We start from the raw sequence: 18,493 nt of genomic DNA, 5'->3' as shown, positions 1-18,493 counted from the left end.
ATGCCACTGCATTACCTCCCCACCCTGGCACCTGCACCCCGCTGGCTGAGCCGCTGCCTTGTACTGCTCCTGCTGTACGGATGCGGCGCGCCCGCGGAGGCCCAGGAAGCCACCGATGCCCTGGTCCGGGCCATCCGCGACGCCCAACCCGGCGCCACCATCGTCGTCCCCAACGGCAGCTACCAGGACCTGGCCCTGGAATTCACGGGGCGGGGAACGGCCGAAGCCCCCATCCGGCTCGTGGCCGAGGAGAAGGGGAAGGTGTTCCTGGAAGGACAGTCCTACCTGCGGCTCTCCGGTGAGCACCTCGTGGTGGAAGGCCTCGTCTTCCGCAACGGCTACACCCCCACCAGCGAAGTCATCTCCTTCCGCACCGCCGACGACGAGCTCTGCAACTACTGCCGGGTGACGGAGTGCGTGATCGACAACTACAACCCGCCCGAGCGCTACGAAAGCGACTACTGGGTGGGCCTCTACGGCCGCAACAACCGCTTCGACCACAACTACCTCACCGGCAAGCGCAACCAGGGCGTGACCCTGGCCGTACGCCTCAACAGCGAGGAAAGCCGGGAGAACGGCCACCGCATCGACCACAACTACTTCGGCGAGCGGCCCATCCTGGGCTCCAACGGAGGGGAAACCCTCCGCATCGGCACCAGCCACTACTCCTTAACTAACTCCAATACGGTGGTGGAGTCCAACTACTTCGACCGCTGCAACGGGGAGCACGAGATCATCTCCAACAAATCGGGGGGCAACATTTTCCGCGGCAACACCTTCCACGAGTGCCAGGGGACGCTGACGATGCGCCACGGCAACAACACCACGGTCGACGGCAACTTCTTCTTCGGCAACGGCAAGCCCAATACCGGCGGCATCCGCATCATCAACGAGCGGCAAACGGTGACCAACAACTACCTGGCCGGACTGACCGGCTACCGCTTCCGCGGCGCCCTGGTGATCATGAACGGGGTGCCCAACTCCCCCATCAACCGCTACCACCAGGTGAAGGACTCGGAAGCCAGCAACAATGTCTTCGTCGACTGCGACCACATCCAGCTCGGCGCCGGCAGCGACGAGGAGCGCAGTGCCGTACCCGAAAGCACGGTGGTGGCCGACAACGTCTTCGTGAACCGCAACCGCGATTCCCTCTTCACCGTCTACGACGACATCAGCGGCATCACCTTCCGCAACAACCTGCTGGACAAGAACCTGGTACCCCTCCAGGACGAGGGCTTCGAACGGCGCCCCCTGAAGCTGACCGACGCCGGCCACGGCGTCATGCTGCCCGCGGGCACCCCGGCCGCCGACAGCATCCGCGCCCGCATCCCGACCATGGCCACCCCGGAGAATACGGGCGTGAACTGGTACCCCCGCCGGGAAGAGGCCCAGCACTTCGGTACCGGGCAAACCATCGAGATCGGCCCCGGCGAGAACACCCTGTCGGAAGCCGTAGCCCGCTCCGCCGCCGGCGACATCATCCGCCTGGCGCCCGGTGAGTACCTCCAGACCATGACCATCGACCTGCGCCACCCCATCACCATTGAGGCGGCCGGGTCGGAGAAACCCCTGCTGGTCTTCCGCAAGACCTCCCTGCTCAACATCGAGAACGGCGGGGCCCTTACCCTGCGTGGCGTGCACGTCGACGGCCGCGAGTGCCTCGACCAGCCGCTGAACAGCGTGATCCGCACCAGCCGCTACTCCATGGTCAACAACTACAAGCTGTTCATCGAGGACTGCGATTTCACCAACCTGGACGTGAACCACTCCTTCAACGTGCTGCGGGTGTACAAGCACACCTTCGCCGACTCCATCGTGGTGCGCAACTCCAGCTTCCGCAACGTCAGCGGCAGCGTGCTGCCCCTCGACCAGGAGAACGACGACATCGGCATCTACAACGCCGAGAACGTGGTGCTGGAGAACTGCTTCTTCGACAAGATCGGCCAGGCCGCCCTCCACCTCCACCGCGGGGGCAGCGACGAAAGCACCTTCGGCCCCATGCTCACCATCGACCGCTGCACCTTCGACGAGGTGGGCACCGATGAGAAGTGGAACCGCTCGGAAAGCTCCGTCAGCCTCCACGGCACCCAGTACGTCCACATCACCAACAGCGTCTTCGACGACTCCGCCCCCGTCCGCCTCCACCTCGTGGTAGGCGAGCCCGTGGTCCTCATCGAGAATTCCGTCTTCTCCGGCGGCACCGAACTGCTGGACAATGGCGAGCCCTACCGCACCCAGAACCTCCACCTCAACCTGGAAGAGCCCGTCACCACCTTGCCCGACGGCACCCCCGTGGGCACTCAACTCAGCGAATAACCGTGCGCAACCTGATTCTCATCCTTCTCTCCGCCCTGTCGCTGTCCGCCTTCGCTCAGACGGATTACCCCCCGCTCTTCGCCGCTACCCTGGCGGGGACGCAGGTGCAGGTGGACGCCGCGATGCAGCAGGACTTCCTGGTCCCCACCCCCAAGGATATGGCGGGGGGCTACACCCACGAGGTCCACAAGCAGAACTGGAAAACCCTCCGCGACGCCGCGGCCCTCTACCGGCTGACCGGGGAGGAAAAGTACGCCGCCTTCGTCCGCGATGGCCTGCTCGCGTACGCCGAGGTCTACCGTGGCTGGCCTACCCACCCGACGGACCGCTCCTACGCCAACGGCAAGATCTTTTGGCAGGCCCTTAACGACGCCAACTGGCTGGTGTACGTAAGCCAGGCCTATGGCGACATCTACGACTGGCTGGACCCCGCGGTACGGGAGCGCCTGAACCGGGAGCTGTTCCGCCCGATGGCGGACTTCCTTTCCGTTGAGAACCCCCAGTTTTTCAATCGAATCCACAACCACTCCACCTGGGGCAACGCGGCCGTGGGCATGATCGGGCTGGTCATGGACGACGAGGAACTGGTGCAGCGCGCCCTCTACGGCATCCCGGCGGAACAGCTGCCGAAGGACCTGCGCGACGACGACAGCGGGCGGATCGTTTCGGAGAGTGGCCGGGCGGGCTTCCTGGCCCAGCTGGACCTTTCCTTCTCCCCCGACGGCTACTTCACCGAAGGCCCCTACTACCTGCGCTACGCCCTTTCCCCCTTCCTGCTCTTCGGACTGGCGCTGGCCGAAGAACGTCCGGAACTGAATATCGTGGCCTACCGCGACAGCATCCTCGGAAAAGCCATCGACGCCCTCCTGCTGGAGGCCGATCCCCAGGGCAACTTCTTCCCCCTCAACGATTCCCAGAAGGGGATGTCGCTCTACGCGCCGGAGGTGGTCAAGGTTGTTGACTACGGCTACGCCCTCTACGGACAGAACCCCGGCCTGCTTTCCCTGGCCCGGGAGCAGGGTTCCGTGACCCTGGACGAGGCCGGACTGGCCGTTGCCACCGCGCTCCACGCCGGAAAGGCCAAGTCCTTCCGCCCCCGCTCCATCGCCTTCACCGATGGCCCCGAGGGCGACGAGGGGGGCGTGGGCATCCTGCGCGCCTACGGCGCGGGAGACGAGCAGACCACCCTGGTGATGAAGTACTCCGCCCAGGGCATGGGCCACGGCCACTTCGACAAGCTGTCCTACTCCCTTTACGACCTTACCGGCGAGGTGGTCCAGGACTACGGGGCCGCGCGCTGGGTCAACATCGACCAGAAGGGGGGCGGCCGCTACCTCCCCGAAAACCAGACCTGGGCCAAGCAATCGGTGGCCCACAACACCCTGGTGATCGACCGCACCTCCCACTACAACGGCGACATCCGCATCGGGGAAAAGCACCACCCGGATCAGTACGCCTTCCGTGCGGAGGACACCAGTTTACAGATGGTCAGCGCCATCGCAGAAAACGCCTATCCCGGCCGCAAGCTGCACCGCACCCAGTGGCTGCTGCAGGATTCGGCCTTCGAGCACCCCCTGCTCATCGACCTCTTCCGCGCCACCGGCGACCAACCGGCCGTGCACGAACTGCCTACCTGGTACATGGGGCAGCTCATGACCACCGATTTCGACTATTCTATCCCAAAAACCCTCCAACCCCTCGATTCCGCCCACGGCTACCAGCACCTGTTCCTGGAAGCCCGTGGGCGGACCGCCGGGGAAAACGCTACCATCCAGTGGATCGGCAACGGGCGCTTCTACACCCAGACCATGCTGACGGAGCCGGAGGACGAAGTTCTGATGGTACGGCCCGGAGCCAACGATCCGGAATTCAACCTCCGCCGCGACCCCGGCTTCCTGCTGCGGCGCGAAGGGGTGAGCAACGCCACCTTCGTTTCCGTCCTGGAATCCCACGGTGGCTACAACCCCCGGGTGGAGGTGGCCAGCAACCCCTACGGCAACATTACCGACCTGAAGCTGCTGACCGACAACGAAAGCTACACCGCCCTGCAGTTCAGCCACAAGAACGGCGGGAACTGGCTGCTGCTACTGTCCAACGCGACGGCCGATCCGGCGCAAGAACATTCATTAACCCTTAACGGGCAGCCCTACCAGTGGCGGGGCGTCCATCACCTCATAAAGTACACCAATGCAAGCGAGTAAAGAATTCATCTTCGGCAAAGACCTCGAATGGGAAGAAGTCGGTCCCGGCCTCAAGCGACAGATCATGGGCTACGACGACAAGATCATGCTCGTCAAGGTCGATTTCCAGCCCGGCGCCGTCGGTCAACTCCACGAACACCACCACAGCCAGGTTACCTACGTGGAAAGCGGGGTGTTCGAGATGACCATCGGCGATGAGGTGAAGACCATCCGCGGCGGCGACTCCTACTACATCCCGCCCCACGTCCGCCATGGCTGCGTCTGCAAGGAGGCCGGGGTATTGATCGACGTATTTTCTCCGGTCCGTGAGGACTTTCTCCCCTCAGTACAATCCTCATGAAGCTCTTCGGACTCCGGTGGTGGGTGGTTACCATGATCGCCCTCGCTACCGTCATCAACTACATTGACCGCCAGTCGCTCAACGTACTCTGGCCAGAGATCTCGGTCGACCTCTACCCCGAGAAGACCGACGACGAGCGCAAGGAGATCTACGCCTTCATTTCCGTGGTGTTCGTCTTTTCCTACGCCTTCGGGCAGGCGCTGTTCGGCAAGATCTTCGACTGGGTGGGTACCCGCCTGGGCTTCGTGCTCTCGATCGGCGTCTGGTCGCTGGCTACGGCCCTCCACGCCGTGGCGCGGGGGGTGGCAAGCTTCGCCATCTTCCGCTCCATCCTCGGCATCGCCGAGGCCGGCAACTGGCCCGGGGCGACCAAGGGCAATGCGGAGTGGTTCCCGACCAAGGAACGCGCCCTGGCTCAGGGGATCTTCAATTCCGGAGCGGCCATCGGGGGCATCATCTCCATTCCCCTCATCGCCCTACTGTCGATCTACTTCAGCTGGCAGGTCATCTTCATTCTGGTGGGGCTGACCGGACTGCTGTGGCTGATCCCCTGGGTCGTACTGGTGAAGGCCCCGCCGAAGTCCCACCCCTGGATCACGGACGAGGAAAGGGAGTACATCCTTACCGGCCAGCAGAACCAGGACAAGGACCAGGACGGCAACTACGACGAAGGCTACAACCCCGGTATGCTTCGGATGCTGGGCCACAAGGAAAGCTGGGGGGTCATCATCGCCTCGGCGGTCATCGATCCGATCTGGTGGCTGTTCGTCTTCTGGATTCCCATCTACCTCTCGGAGGTCTACGGCATGGACGTCAAGACCATCGGCATCTACGGCTGGGTACCCTACGTGGGGGCCATGTTCGGGGCCTGGTTCGGCGGACTCCTGGCCCAGAACCGCCTGAAGGCGGGCTGGACGGTCGACGGTACCCGCAAGCTGGTCATCACCCTGGGCTGCCTCATCATGCTGCCGGCCCTGCTGGCCATGTCCAACCCGGGCGCCCCCGCCACCGCGGTGCTGCTGATGGCCGTGATCCTCTTCGGCTTCCAGACCGCCATCGGCAACGTACAGACCCTGCCGAGCGACCTCTTCGGTGGCAAGACGGTGGGTACCCTGGCCGGCCTCTCGGGCATGGCTGCCAAGCTGGCAGTAGCCGGGCTTACCGCCCTGGTACCCTGGCTGACGGCCGGCGGCAACTACACCCCGGCCTTCGTCATCGGGGCCGCCCTGGCCATCATTGCCGTAGCGAGCGTGTGGCTGCTGTGCCCGCGCATCGAACCCTTACAACCTACCAAAGCGTAAGCATGAACGCTTCCGCAAAGACCGCCGGCGGTACCGGCGGATCCCGCTACATCGGGCTGGCCATTCTCCTTCGGCTTACCGGACGGGGAGTGGCCAGCCATGGGCGACTGGCCTTCTACTCCTAAGCGCGCGCAGTTCATGAAGAAATTACTCTCTTTCCTGCTGGCCTTCGGGCCGGGGATCTTCGCCATCGGCTACACCATCGGTACCGGCAGCGTAACCTCCATGATCGTGGCGGGGAATTCCTTCGGGATGGGCCTGCTTTGGGTGCTGTTCTTCAGCTGCCTTTTTTCGGGGGTGCTGATCTACGTTTCCGGGAGCTACTACCTGGCCACCGGGGAGACGGCCCTCTTCGCGGTGCGCAGGCACCTGCCATGGGGCAAGTTCCTGGCCATTGCCATCATCGTGGCGGTGGGGATCGGACAGTGGAATTCCCTGATCGGCATCCTGGGCATCACCTCCAACGTCGTCTACGAGATCCTGGCCCTGAACTTCCCAGGGCTGCAGGGTTCCAAGTACTGGGTGGTCCTGGGGTTGGCCATACTCATCATCGGCATCTTCTACCTCCTGCTGCTGAAGGGCAAGTACTCCATCTTCGAGAAGGTGCTGGCCCTCTTCGTTTCCCTGATGGGCTTATCGTTCGTCTTCACCCTGCTCTTCGTTTTCCCCCAGCCGGCGGAGGTGGTCGCGGGCCTCATCCCGAAGATCCCCGACGTACCGGGGGCCGGCATCCTCATCGCGGCCTTCGTGGGCACCACCATGGCGGCGGCCACCTTCCTGTCGCGGCCCCTCTTCATCCAGGGTAAGGGCTGGACACAGGCAGACTTCCGGACGCAGCGCAACGACTCCATCATCGCCGGCCTGCTGATCTTCACCATCAGCGGGGCGATCATGGCCGTGGCCAGCGGCAGCCTGTACGGCAGCGGAACGGAAATCAACAACGTACTGGACATGTCCGGTGCCCTGGAGCCTTCGGTGGGCAAATTTGCCGTCAGCGTATTCTTTGCCGGCACCCTGAGCGCGGGCCTCAGTTCAATCTTTCCCTGCCTGATGATCGTGCCGCTGATGCTGGGCGACTATTCGGCGGGCAAACTGGACGTCAACTCCGCCCGCTTCAAGGTAATCACCGGGGTGGCCAGCGTCGTGGCGCTGAGCGTACCGGTGTTCGGCTTCAACCCGGTGCAGGGGCAGATCTTCACCCAGGTATTCAACGTCTTCGCCCTCCCCCTGGTGATCGCCAGCCTCCTCTACCTCTGGAACCGCAAGGGGGCAGGGCTGCCCGCGGGTCGGTGGTTGACGAACGGGGTGATGGCAGCTGCCTTTATCTTCTCCCTGATCATTTCCTGGAACGGGTTGGCGGATATATTCGGGTAGAGGGGAGTCGTATATTCCGGATAGTTCTCGGTGCAGTAAGCCCATAGTTGGCCATAACGGTACCACCGCCCTTGTCGGGCGCGAACGCAAAGACTATATCAGCAACATCATGAATTATTCAGTAGTACTTCCGGGCGGGATCGCGGGGCTCTTTTTAACCCTGGCGGTCTGTGTGTCCTCCTGCCAGGACGCCACGGAGATCGTCGTCCAGGATTTACAGATGGAGATTCCGGCGGACAGCCGGACCTTTAGCGAAACGGTACTGCCCGGTGAAATTGCCGACACGAGAATCGAGCATCTGGCCTATGCGGGCCCGGCCTCCCCAGTCATCGATTTGGAAGCTGGCCATGTAACTATGTTCATTTTTCTTGCCGGCACCGGGGTGCTTCACGCCGATACTTTTGTACGTCACCTCACGCCGGAATCCATTGCTATTCCGATGGACGACATCGGTAGCGTCCGTTTGGAAGTCCCGGCGGGCGAGGAACTGCACTTCCTGCAGTTCACCAAAAAGCTCACAGATGAGGATAATGAAGACCTGGCCAGCTTCCCCGCCGACAACAAGTACAGCCTCTACTTTACCCGCTTCGTGGACACGGAGCCCTACACCGAAAAGATCAAGAGCCCGAATACCGTCAGCCGCACCGTGCTACCAGCCGACATCATTCCCCGGGTTTCCTTGGGGACGGTCGAGGCCCCGGGGCCGGATCGGGTCGGGGCCCACGAGCACCCCATGCTGGACCAGCTTTTCCTGGGGCTGACCGATAACGATATCGTCGTACACGCCGATAATGCCTCGGCCGAGCTGGGGGAGTTTTCCGTCCTCCACATCCCCATCGGCTCAAGTCACTCGGTCACGGTCGGGGAGAACAAGAAGATGTACTACCTGTGGATGGATTTCTTCCTGAACAGGGAGGGGCAGGAATGGCTCAAAACGCACAAGCCGGTCAGTACCGACGAAACAGCAGTCCAGGATAAGGATCCTACCTGAATTCATTGTCCTGACCCTGCTTACCGCCGTATCCTCTTCGCCGTCGCAATCCCTATTGGTGAAAGACTCCGCAGATTGGGACGTTCACGGAGACGCCCCCTGGACATTCTACGATGGCACGCCAACCCAATAGCACGCTCCATTCTAGGGTATTCGTCCGCTGAGGGGTAGGAAGACATCAATCCCACCGACTGCTACGAGTTGAACATTTGGGATATCCATAGGCCCCAATGAGGCATTGCATGCAAGCGGTTTCGCTCCTCGCCTACCGTTAAATTGTACCAGCATCCACCATGATTTCAAACTTGGCAGAGCGCTAGAAGACCTAAGAGCTTGTTTGGGCTTTTACATTCGCCCTGCAAATGGCCCCTTTGCTACTGTCCTTCTTTGCCTAAAGTAGCTTTAGCTTCACCGCAGGGGCCCTGCCCCGCGCTTCGCATTGCTACGATCCACTTTAGGCGCCTCAGTCACCACCAAAGTGGCTCATTTTCGGCCAGAAGGCCAAAGCCCAAACAAGCTCTAACGTTTTATCAATTTTGAAATGTGCTGCTTATTGTTACCTGAGAGCTTGATCAGGTAGATACCGGCAGAGAGCCTGCTCAAGTCCAGCGTGGCCGAGGAAGAAAGATTCTTGCGCAAAACCAGCCTTCCTGATTGGTCATAGATAGAAGCGCTATGAAATTGTTCCGTAGCACTAATGGTGACTATCGACCCGGTGGGATTGGGGTAGAGCAGAATATCACTATCAGCTAGGTCGTTCGAGGTGGAAACCGGCTCGCGCTCCCCTTCACCAAACACTCTCAGTTCGGTTAAGCTTACCCAGGCCCCGGTATAGACATCAGCGCCCGATACGGTAATTCTGACAAACCGGGCTTCGACGCTGTCCACCAAGTCAACAATAGGCGTGGCGGGCGTACCCGGGCTAGTGTTGTTCGAACGATCAACGATGGTCGTGTACGGGCCATCCATGGTCGCCGCGCCTTCGATGATAAACTGGTACGCTCTGCCTTCATAGCTCGTAACTTCCGTACGGGTGATTGTAATATCTCCTCCTAAATCAATCGTGGCGGACTGTGGCATACCTTCCACCGACCAGCGGGTGTCGGTGTCGTCGTCTACGAGATTAGTCACTACGTTAGATCCGTCGGGTGTTCCGGTGCCAACAACCGGCTGGAAACGTGCCCAGTTAAATTTATCGGAGGGAGCAACTACGTTAACGACAACCGCGTCGGTAAATCCACCCTCTTCCGTAGTTACCGTAACCGTAGTAGACCCTTCGGATATTCCCCTCACGAGTCCGTCCGGACTCACCGTAGCGACGGTTGCATCATCTGATACAAACGTCAGATTTTGGTTGGTCGCCGAAGCGGGAAAAACAGATGCTTCCAGTTGCACTTCGGCTCCAACGGCAATCGTTCCGATGTCCGTCAGTTCTACTCCGGTTACGCTTACCACTTCCCCCACGGTAATATTAACACTCAGGGAAGTTTTGGCGGCACCTTCGTCATCGATCGCCCGGGCCGTGAGGGTGTAGCTGCCTTCGGCTACGTCAGTCCATACGAAGGTATAGGGCGCGCTCAGTACCTCACCTATCTTGTTGCTGCCACCTTCGAAAAATTCTACTTTGGCTAATTCTCCGTCGGAGTCCTCTGCATCCACCATAATGGTGATATCGCTACCCGGGAGAAAGTTGGTGTTGCTCTCCGGCGAGGTAATACTGATCGAGGGAGCAAAGTTTTGCGGTGACCCATCACCTTCAAAGAGGTGGTCGAAGTGTGCAGTTGCTACTCCGTCGTCCTGGAGGTAAACCCCTGCTTTCCAGTAACTGGGGTAGGTCCAGAAAGAGACATCCATGTTTACTTTTTCCTCGCCTTGGAAGTCGATAATCATATTACCATCTACCAGTCGGATATCACAGTTGAAGACCCCCCCGGGGTCTTCACCGAGATCCACGTGAGTGGTGGCACTACCGCCGTCGTCCGTCTTTATAGCCGCCCAAATGTGGTTAGTGGGTGTTCTGCCATTGTGCTTGTAGATTCTCAGCAGTGGCTTATTTGGTCCGTCGCCCGCGTTGGCGTCGTCGTGAATTTGCATTACGGTGACCTGGTCGCAGGTCTGTTCTACGATATCGAGTCGGCCGTGCAGGGATCGGTTGGCTTGCGTAAGGTCCCAATTGGTCAGGTGACGAAGCTCCGTCCGCCGGCTGTCGCCGCTCTGGCTGAAAAGGATCTTGTCGCCGTCAACTACGTGGAAATACTCCGGGTGGGTGTAACCGCTGTTGAGCCGGTCCACACTGGCCAGGGTGGAGCTGGTAGGTCCCTGCAGTTTGGATTCCGCCAGGATGGGTTTGAACCTTGGTATATCGGACGGGGCGAGGTACTCTGACGGCGGAGTGGGTTCGAAGTGAGTAACGTCCAGTGCGAAGAAGGAAACCTGCGCGTATTCATCCGGGTCGCCGGCATTGTTCTGGTTGTAGTTTCCTGCTTTGAAGTACATCCAGTCATTAGCAAAACCGCTGTCCGTCATGTCTACTTCCTGAGAAACATCGGGCTTGCCCTCCCGCATGATGGTTACGGTCAGGGTATTGCCAATTGCCTTGATTTCGTAGCTGAATTTTTCACCAAGGGCGACGCCGTCGGCCGGGTCGTCTATTCCGTTGCTTCTGCTGCCGATCAATTCGTACCACTGCTCAGGACCGGTAGTAGGTTCGTGGGCAAAGTAAATCGAGCCCCGGGTGTTTTCGGGCAACTTGCGGTAGTACAACCTACAGGGTTCGTCGTCGGAGGCATGAATCTGCCCGACGATAACTCTACCGATCTTGAAGGTTTCGTCGGAAGTCTCGGACACGTGATCGACGGCCACGGTGGCGGTCAATATGCCATCCACTCCCCCGGCGGCTTCCTGGTTGGCCAGGGTAGACGAGGAGAACACCCAGTTGTTCTTATTAATGCCCTGGGTTCCTATCCTGGTGTCTCCGCGACGAAGCATTTCTCTTAGCTCGGTCCGCGGATAGGAACTACCGCCCGTCTTGCCGTCGTTGGGGGTTACAAACACCATGGCGCCGGTTGCGGGGTCGGTATAAAACTCACCGGGTATCGTAGTGCCGCTGGTCAGCGCATCTTCATCCAATTCCTGCTGGTTCGGGCGGGTCAGTTTCCAGTAGGAGAGATCAAAATTCCCGCTCGGCGGCAGGGTAGGGTCTAAATCCTGCGCGACGATGGTATTATTCAAGAGAATCAAGATCAACAGCAACGTCAGGCTGGAGAGACGAGTCGGTATTTCGGCAAATTCAATTTGCGCGAACCCTTGGATTCTACGGGTAGCCCTCATGATTAGTTTTTTACAGTAAATAAGAAGCGGAGGATGGGAATCAAAAATTCGAGTGATATGTCAAATTTGAAATTGAGGTTATCTGCTGGCAAAGTTTGGCGGAGCGCTCAAACCTGAGTTCAGCCACCACGGGGCGTAGGGAGGAGCTCCACGGTGTACAAGGGATTCGAGCAAAGAAGCATAGCGCCAAAAGAGGCCGCAGATAACCTTTAAATTTTAACTTGACACTCTAATGAGTGATATTGGAATTGTCCCCTCATTAAGCCCCAGGAAGCGCGCTTCCTGGGATCGGGCGGTGAAGCATTTCCGAACTCCCTGATTAGTAACCAGGATTCTGCGTCAGGTTAGGATTGTTGGTAATTTCCAAGGGAGGAATCGGTAGCAGATAGTCCCGGGTGGGATCAAATGCCCGCGCTCCCGGAAGGTCGGCTTCAAGCCCGTTTGGCCCAAATACTTCGGGGCCCAGACGTCTTCTGACGATGTCGTACCATCTCTTGTGCTCGAAGGCCAGTTCCAAACGTCTTTCCTCCAAGACGTCCGCTACGGTAGCTCCCGAAATGTCGGCTGGCACGGCGCTAGGATCACCGTCGCCGTTACCGTTTCTTGCCCTTTCCCGCACGATGTTGACGTAAGTATCGGCCTGATCTTTTAAACCAAGTTCGACGGCGGCCTCGGCCGCAATCAGGTAGACCTCAGCGAAACGCATCATATAGTAGTTGGATTCCGAATCTCTTCCGCTCGTGTTGGCCTGGGGCAGGGAACCCGCCATCGCCGTGTACTTGGCGATGTGGGGGCGGTTGGCGTTGCGGCCATCCAGGCTGGAGAAATTAGGATAAGAAATCACTTCGCCACTGTTGGTGATGGCGGTGTCGTCAAAGGAAACTTCCTTGCGGTAGTCACCGTCTTGCCAGGTGTCGAAGACATCCTGAGCGGGTACCATGACGGACCATCCTCCGGAAGGGTAGTAAGTTGCCTGGCCAAAGAAGCCCGTGAAGGCCGCGAGGTAATCTCTCGATTCGTCGTTGATATTGGTACCAACGAAATCAATCACAAAGATGGGCTCTTTGGAAAGGTCGGTCAGTTCCGCGTCGAAAAGATCAGCGAAGTCTGGCTCCAATGCCAGGTCGTACGTAGCTGAGTTGTTGATGATTTCGGTTGACTCATCGTAAGCCTGCTGGTACATTCCCCTCGTAAGGTATACGCTGGCCAGGTACGCGCCAGCTGATGCCTTGCTCGGAAGGGCCCTGTTCGCTCGGGAATTCGGTAACCATTCCTTCGCGTATTTAAAGTCCGCAATGATATTGTCGTAGACGATGTCTACGGAGGTTCTTTCCATTACGGAAGCTTCGATGGTAGTAGTCGTCTCGTCCAGGTAGGGGATCTCTCCGAAGAGCCGGACCAGGTGATAGTAAGAGAAGCCTCTGATAAAGCGCGCTCGCGCGGCTAGCTCTTCGGTCACCCCAGGAGGCTGTTCTTCGAGTACTTCTATTTCCCGCAGCGTCTCATTGGCGCCCCTGACCATCTGATAGAGCCGGGGCCAGAAACTTCTTTCCGGGTTAGAAGGATTCAAAATCAGTGGATTGGTCGTAGAGACGGTGAACTGATCGTGCTCAATTCTCTCGGCCGCAGTGGAAGGATTTCCGATTGCAACCATGTCTGATCGCAGCATCAGGGTCAAGCCCAAGGCACGGGACAAGAACGCTCTTGCCGCCAGATTGCTATAGGCACCTGCGACGGTAGTCTCTACCGTTGCAAGATCGACCACGCGCTCGTCTGGCTCAAGAAGGCTTATCGCATCTTCTTCTAAATCCGAACACGCTATTATTGACAACCCAAATAGGAGGGCAAGTAAGTAGTTTAACTTTTTCATTTTCGACGTTTGCAAATGGTCTAGAATTTCAGGTTGAGCGAAACGGTAGCTGACCTCAGGTTGGGGTAGTTACCAAAATCGTGTCCCCGAATTACGTTATCATCCCCACTACTTTCTCCACCGCTGCCGAAGTAGCTCACTTCCGGATCCAACCCGGAATAATTGGTGAAGGTCAGTAGGTTCTGTGCACTGAAGGATAGCCTTAATGCACTTATACTTGCTCTTTGCAAGAAATTGTTGATCGGGAAACTGTACCCCAGCGCCACGTTCTTTAGTCTCAGGTAACTACCGTCCTCCACAAAGCGAGAAGAACGCTCACGGCCTCTAATGGCGGCCCGTGGAATGTCGGTGTTCGTATTGTCCGGCGTCCAGGAGTTCAGTACATCCGTAAGGCCATTACTGTCACCGTTGTAAAGCTGAACGGCCGTCAGGTTGTAGATGTCGCCACCTGCTGATCCCTGAAAGAAAATACTCAAATCGAGGTTCTTGTATGTAAAGGTGTTCGAGAGGCCATACGTGAAGTCAGGATTTGGGTCACCGATAATCTGTCGGTCGTTATCATCGATTACGCCATCTAGATTTCCCTCGGCATCCGGCACTTCAGCGAAGAGGGGCTCCCCCGGAATCGGGTTGCCGTCTCCATCCAGCGACACTTCCTTCAAAGCGGTACCCGCCGGAACCTCACCACCCTGGTATACTCCCCGGTAATCCAGGCCCCAAAAGAGGCCAAGCGGCTCCCCCTCGCGGAGGGTGTAAGTGTTACCACCCGCGAAATATCCCGGGGCACCACTACCCAGAATTTCCGATCCGCCAGACAGTTCTATAATCTCGCTTCTGTTCCGGGCGATATTAAAGTTGGAAGACCACTTAAAGTTGCCCTTGTTGATATTGGTAGAGTTCAGGCTAAATTCTACCCCACGGTTATTGATCGAGCCAACGTTTCTGAGTACATCCAGATCAGAAGTTCCCAGGTAGAAATTGGAAGCTCTGTCAATGGCCAGAAGGTCTTTCGTATCAATGTTGTAGTAGTCAATGCTGAACGAGATTCTATCTCTATACAATCCGACGTCAATCCCCGCATTCGTCTGATAGGAGGTTTCCCATTTCAGATCTGGGTTCGCTTCGCGGGCCAGATCAACGGCGAAGGCACCTCCGACCACCGTGGGAGCCTGAACGCGGTACGTAGCAAGTGATGCGTAAGGGCCGATGGCTTGGTTACCCGTCAATCCATAACTAAGTCTCAGTTTAAGATTGGACAGGGTGGGGTTATCAATCAAGAAATCTTCCTGGGACACCTTCCAGCCAATTGCCACGGAGGGGAATGTCGCGTACTTGTTGTTCGCCGCGAAGTTGGAGGCTCCGTCCCTACGGACGGTAGCCGTGATGAGGTACTTGTTCGCCCATTCCAGATTTACCCGGCCGAAAACGGATTCTATTTCCGACTCGGAGAAGCGGGAATCAACGGTGCGCTGGTCGATCAGTCCGGCCTCCAGGTTATAAAAGGAAAAGGCATCGGTTAGTAAGCCTCTGGCGCCTGCTTCCATCCCCTCGGTAGTGAACTTCTGGTAGGAGTGGCCGACCGTCGCCGTCACATTACCGTTTCCGATCTGCCTGGCATAGGTCAGGTAATTTTCGTTTAGCAGGTTTGTTCTTTTCACTGACTCCAAATACCCGCCACCCGCGGATAGGACGAACGTCTGTGGCTTAAAGTAGCCTTCCGTACCATTCTGGGTCCTGTAGCCCAGGGTAGTTTTGAAATTCAAGCCTTCCAGGATCATGAAATCCGCGTAGATATTGGTCCTGGAATTATCTGTTTTGGTTACGTTGGTGATCTGTGTAGCTACGGCCCAGGGATTTTCAATATCGTCACCTACGGTATTTTGGGAAAAGTTCCCATTTTCATCGAATCGGCCTACGTCGGGAGCGAATCGGAAAGCCAGAGAGACCACGTCGTCTCCCCCACCGTTTACGGAACCAATGTTGTCACTACCCGTCGACTGGGTGGAGACACCGTCTTGCTCACTACGGCTTGTAATGGTGTTGATCCCAACATTTAGTCTGCTACCGATCCTCGCATCTACGTTGGCCAGGAACTGAATTTTCTCGAACTCGGAGTTGACAATGATACCCTCCTGGTCGAAGTAAGTGCCGGAGAAGTAGTAGTTCACGTTGTCACTACCCCCGGAAACGGACAACTGCTGGTTCATTGTGCTACCCGTACGGTAGATCTCGTCTTGCCAGTCCGTGTCAACGAGTCCCTGGGAGTAGGGTGCGTCACCAGCATTCGTACGGATCATATTCTGGTACTGCGCAAACCCGTTCGCGTCTAGCAGATCGAGGCGATTGGTCGTGCGTTGGTCGGAGTAAGTAGAGTTAAACTCAATGGTTGCTTTACCCGATCTACCCTTCTTGGTAGTCACTAGGATTACTCCTCCGGAACCTCTTGAACCGTAAATCGCAGTGGCGGATGCATCCTTCAGTATTTCGATAGAAGCAATGTCATTTTGCTGTGGAAAGGCAGCGCCGACGAAACCATCAACGACCACCAGCGGGTTGCTGCTGGCGTTGAGGGAAGAGCTACCACGGACCCGGATAGAAATATCCGCGCCGGGCTCCCCGCCGTTCGTGGTCTGAACAGATACACCAGCAGCACGTCCCTGCAGTGCCTGGCCGGCGTTCAACACCGGGAAAGCCTGAATTTCCTCCGTTCCCACGGAAGACACAGCGCCGGTGACGTCACTCTTTTTAACGGTTCCGTATCCGATTACTACGACTTCATCTAGTATCTCCGCGCTTCCACCCAGGGAGATGTCTACCTTGGTCCGCCCATTCAAGGGGATGGTTTGCGTTTCATACCCGATGTAGGAAACTTCCAGTACGGCATCGGTGGCGGCGGTTAGGCTGAAATTGCCATCCACATCGGTCGTCGTGCCAGAATTCGTACCCTGGACAAGGACGGAGACGCCGATGAGTGGGTCCCCGGTCTCGTCAGTGACCTTACCGCTAATAAGCTCCTGCGCATACGCATTCAGTGGGCCAAGGCAACAGAACAAAGCAATGAGCCACGTCGCGCCTTTGCCCTGTTTTGTGATTGTATATAAAAAATGCATCATCGACTGTTTTTAAAAATTTTACCTGATTATTAATTCATATACACTTCGGCAGAACCAGTAGAAATATTGGCAGGGTATGATTTAAGTATGGACAATCCTTTACCGGTACAGACCTGTCTTAGCTAACGGGATCAGCGGCTAACCTGAACCACGACAAGCTAAATTGGATGTCTCTACATACTATCCTTGCATGTGCTATACTCCGGAATTGGTATATACCACTAAGGTTATTTGTGTATTCGGTCGCTTTCCCCGGCCAAAAACAATTTACGAATTTTACTACCGTATCCCAATCGATTTGGAGCTAAACTCACTTTATTTGTTCAATACCTAACAGATATCAGAACACCCGGTCGGGCAGGTACTTCTATTGGAACAAATCAGGCTACCAACGGCCTCCGGCCAAAACTACGAGAGTGGAGTGCTACTTATGCAACTCCACTCTCGTGAGTAAAGGAACAAAGAACATATTGGGGTCCTGGGCTTTGCCGCCGCAGTACTTCGTGCTCGTCGGTCGGAAGCTGAAATACCACCAAGCTGGGGCCCAAACCTACAAGCAGTCCGATACCGAGTGTTTACTCATCTTCGCCTACCGTGGCATCCGTAGTATTTTCGTGGTAGGGAGAATCGGGGTTAACTTCCGGATTCAGGTCGTCACCAGCGGTTCTGCCCTGGAAGTCGTCTTCAAATACAATCGTTTCGGTTCCTGAATCAGAGGAGTAGATCACGATGTCATCGACGTGGTACATCCCGTCGCTGACGGTGGAGTTACTGGCGTACTTCCACTGGAAGTTAGCGGCACCATCCTTGGTAGCTTCGAGGTGACCGTCTACGTCGCCGGCACCACCGTTGGTGGTACTTACTGCGTCGGTGATGATGGTCTCATCGCCGATCTTGAGACTGTAGGTTGGCGCGTTGACCCCATCGGCAGCCCAGCTGATTTCAACGGGGATCCAGACGTCGGCCATGCCTTCGGGAAAACTGGAAGCAGCGATGGTCGCGTCGGAAGCACCTTCCCGGTATTCATGCGGAGCGTTGTCCTTGAATCGCACTTCTAGGATTGCGAAATCACCGGTGGTAGATGTGCCGGCAACGTTAATGAAAGCATCCTGGATATCCATGTCAACAGGGCCTTCCGCGACGCGGTAGTTAAAGGTAAGCCGTCCCGTGCGGATAGAATCCGCTGGCGAAAATCTTAACTCACCGGTGTCATCGTCTGCGTCATCGGTAATACTGGCGTACCGGTTCTTAGGGGCAGTTACTTCGATGGTTTCGGATACCATGCCGGTTACACCATCGGAAGCAGTCACGGTTAGGGTTACGACGTAAGTGCCCTCGTCCGAAAAGGTATACGTCGGATTCTTCTCGGTGGAGGTACCGTCACCACCAAAATCCCAGGAGGAGGTGAATGAGCGATCGGTTATGCCGTTCACTACGGAATTGTTGGTGAAGGTGTAGGTAAGGGAGTTGTCCGCGTCAACCTGGGAGGTGAAAGCAGCAACAACGCTGGAGGGGTTAGGTGTCGTAATACCGCCGTCATCCTCTTCACAGGAGGAGACCATAGTTATTGACATGAACAGAGCAGCCATCACCAGGATGTTGCTGCTTGATGTGCAAAACATGTTTCTCATTGTTAGCATTTTAAGGTACTTTTTGA

General features: G+C 57.3%; 11 protein-coding genes. 7 read left to right on the top strand and 4 right to left on the bottom strand.

Features of this window, described 5'->3' with window-relative positions; translation table 11 throughout:
• The 7 genes from CGL56_RS16325 (at nt 1) to CGL56_RS16300 (ending at nt 8,523) form a co-directional block, all read left to right on the top strand.
• Nucleotides 1-2,316: a polysaccharide lyase 6 family protein gene (locus tag CGL56_RS16325; RefSeq protein ID WP_099107653.1), complete on the top strand. Its 2,316-nt coding sequence runs from the start codon at nt 1-3 to the stop codon at nt 2,314-2,316.
• Between the two features lie 2 nt (nt 2,317-2,318).
• Nucleotides 2,319-4,517, top strand: coding sequence for a heparinase II/III domain-containing protein (locus CGL56_RS16320; RefSeq protein WP_245851998.1), 2,199 nt, complete (start codon nt 2,319-2,321; stop codon nt 4,515-4,517).
• Nucleotides 4,504-4,857, top strand: coding sequence for a cupin domain-containing protein (locus tag CGL56_RS16315; RefSeq protein WP_099107652.1), 354 nt, complete (start codon nt 4,504-4,506; stop codon nt 4,855-4,857). The genes CGL56_RS16320 and CGL56_RS16315 overlap by 14 nt, the downstream gene beginning before the upstream one ends.
• Nucleotides 4,854-6,158 (top strand): MFS transporter, encoded by a 1,305-nt coding sequence (locus CGL56_RS16310; protein ID WP_099107651.1) that lies wholly within the window; start codon nt 4,854-4,856, stop codon nt 6,156-6,158. Before CGL56_RS16315 ends, CGL56_RS16310 begins: the two co-directional genes overlap by 4 nt.
• Nucleotides 6,159-6,160: 2 nt before the next feature.
• Nucleotides 6,161-6,283, top strand: a complete 123-nt coding sequence (locus tag CGL56_RS18555; RefSeq protein WP_262490635.1) for a hypothetical protein — start codon at nt 6,161-6,163, stop codon at nt 6,281-6,283.
• A gap of 13 nt (nt 6,284-6,296) precedes the next feature.
• Nucleotides 6,297-7,532 (top strand): Nramp family divalent metal transporter, encoded by a 1,236-nt coding sequence (locus CGL56_RS16305; protein WP_099107650.1) that lies wholly within the window; start codon nt 6,297-6,299, stop codon nt 7,530-7,532.
• Between the two features lie 109 nt (nt 7,533-7,641).
• Nucleotides 7,642-8,523, top strand: a complete 882-nt coding sequence (locus CGL56_RS16300) for a hypothetical protein (protein ID WP_099107649.1) — start codon at nt 7,642-7,644, stop codon at nt 8,521-8,523.
• A 519-nt stretch (nt 8,524-9,042) separates the two neighbouring features.
• Here CGL56_RS16300 and CGL56_RS16295 read toward each other — a convergent pair.
• The 4 genes from CGL56_RS16295 to CGL56_RS16280 form a co-directional block, all read right to left on the bottom strand.
• A complete protein-coding gene (locus CGL56_RS16295; protein ID WP_099107648.1) occupies nt 9,043-11,853 on the bottom strand; it encodes a polysaccharide lyase family 7 protein in 2,811 nt (936 codons plus the stop codon).
• Nucleotides 11,854-12,172: 319 nt separating this feature from the next.
• Nucleotides 12,173-13,723 (bottom strand): RagB/SusD family nutrient uptake outer membrane protein, encoded by a 1,551-nt coding sequence (locus tag CGL56_RS16290; RefSeq protein ID WP_099107647.1) that lies wholly within the window; start codon nt 13,721-13,723, stop codon nt 12,173-12,175.
• Between the two features lie 20 nt (nt 13,724-13,743).
• Entirely contained in the window at nt 13,744-16,836 is a 3,093-nt protein-coding gene (locus CGL56_RS16285; RefSeq protein ID WP_099107646.1) for a SusC/RagA family TonB-linked outer membrane protein, read from the bottom strand.
• A 575-nt stretch (nt 16,837-17,411) separates the two neighbouring features.
• On the bottom strand, nt 17,412-18,425 hold the full coding sequence (locus tag CGL56_RS16280) for a PKD domain-containing protein (RefSeq protein WP_245851996.1): 1,014 nt from the start codon (nt 18,423-18,425) through the stop codon (nt 17,412-17,414).
• Nucleotides 18,426-18,493 lie beyond the last annotated feature (68 nt).

It is taken from the genome of Neolewinella marina (assembly GCF_002631205.1).
Classification (GTDB): Bacteria; Bacteroidota; Bacteroidia; order Chitinophagales; family Saprospiraceae; genus Neolewinella; species Neolewinella marina.
This window is presented reverse-complemented; position numbering and strand designations above follow the sequence as displayed.

What these genes read in the sequence shown, in the direction of transcription:
- CGL56_RS16325 (WP_099107653.1), top strand. Translation starts at nt 1, where the DNA reads ATGCCACTGCATTACCTCCCCACCCTGGCACCTGCACCCCGCTGGCTG.
- CGL56_RS16315 (WP_099107652.1), top strand. Translation starts at nt 4,504, where the DNA reads ATGCAAGCGAGTAAAGAATTCATCTTCGGCAAAGACCTCGAATGGGAA.
- CGL56_RS16310 (WP_099107651.1), top strand. Translation starts at nt 4,854, where the DNA reads ATGAAGCTCTTCGGACTCCGGTGGTGGGTGGTTACCATGATCGCCCTC.
- CGL56_RS18555 (WP_262490635.1), top strand. Translation starts at nt 6,161, where the DNA reads ATGAACGCTTCCGCAAAGACCGCCGGCGGTACCGGCGGATCCCGCTAC.
- CGL56_RS16305 (WP_099107650.1), top strand. Translation starts at nt 6,297, where the DNA reads ATGAAGAAATTACTCTCTTTCCTGCTGGCCTTCGGGCCGGGGATCTTC.
- CGL56_RS16300 (WP_099107649.1), top strand. Translation starts at nt 7,642, where the DNA reads ATGAATTATTCAGTAGTACTTCCGGGCGGGATCGCGGGGCTCTTTTTA.
- CGL56_RS16295 (WP_099107648.1), bottom strand. Translation starts at nt 11,853, where the DNA reads ATGAGGGCTACCCGTAGAATCCAAGGGTTCGCGCAAATTGAATTTGCC.
- CGL56_RS16290 (WP_099107647.1), bottom strand. Translation starts at nt 13,723, where the DNA reads ATGAAAAAGTTAAACTACTTACTTGCCCTCCTATTTGGGTTGTCAATA.
- CGL56_RS16285 (WP_099107646.1), bottom strand. Translation starts at nt 16,836, where the DNA reads ATGATGCATTTTTTATATACAATCACAAAACAGGGCAAAGGCGCGACG.
- CGL56_RS16280 (WP_245851996.1), bottom strand. Translation starts at nt 18,425, where the DNA reads ATGGCTGCTCTGTTCATGTCAATAACTATGGTCTCCTCCTGTGAAGAG.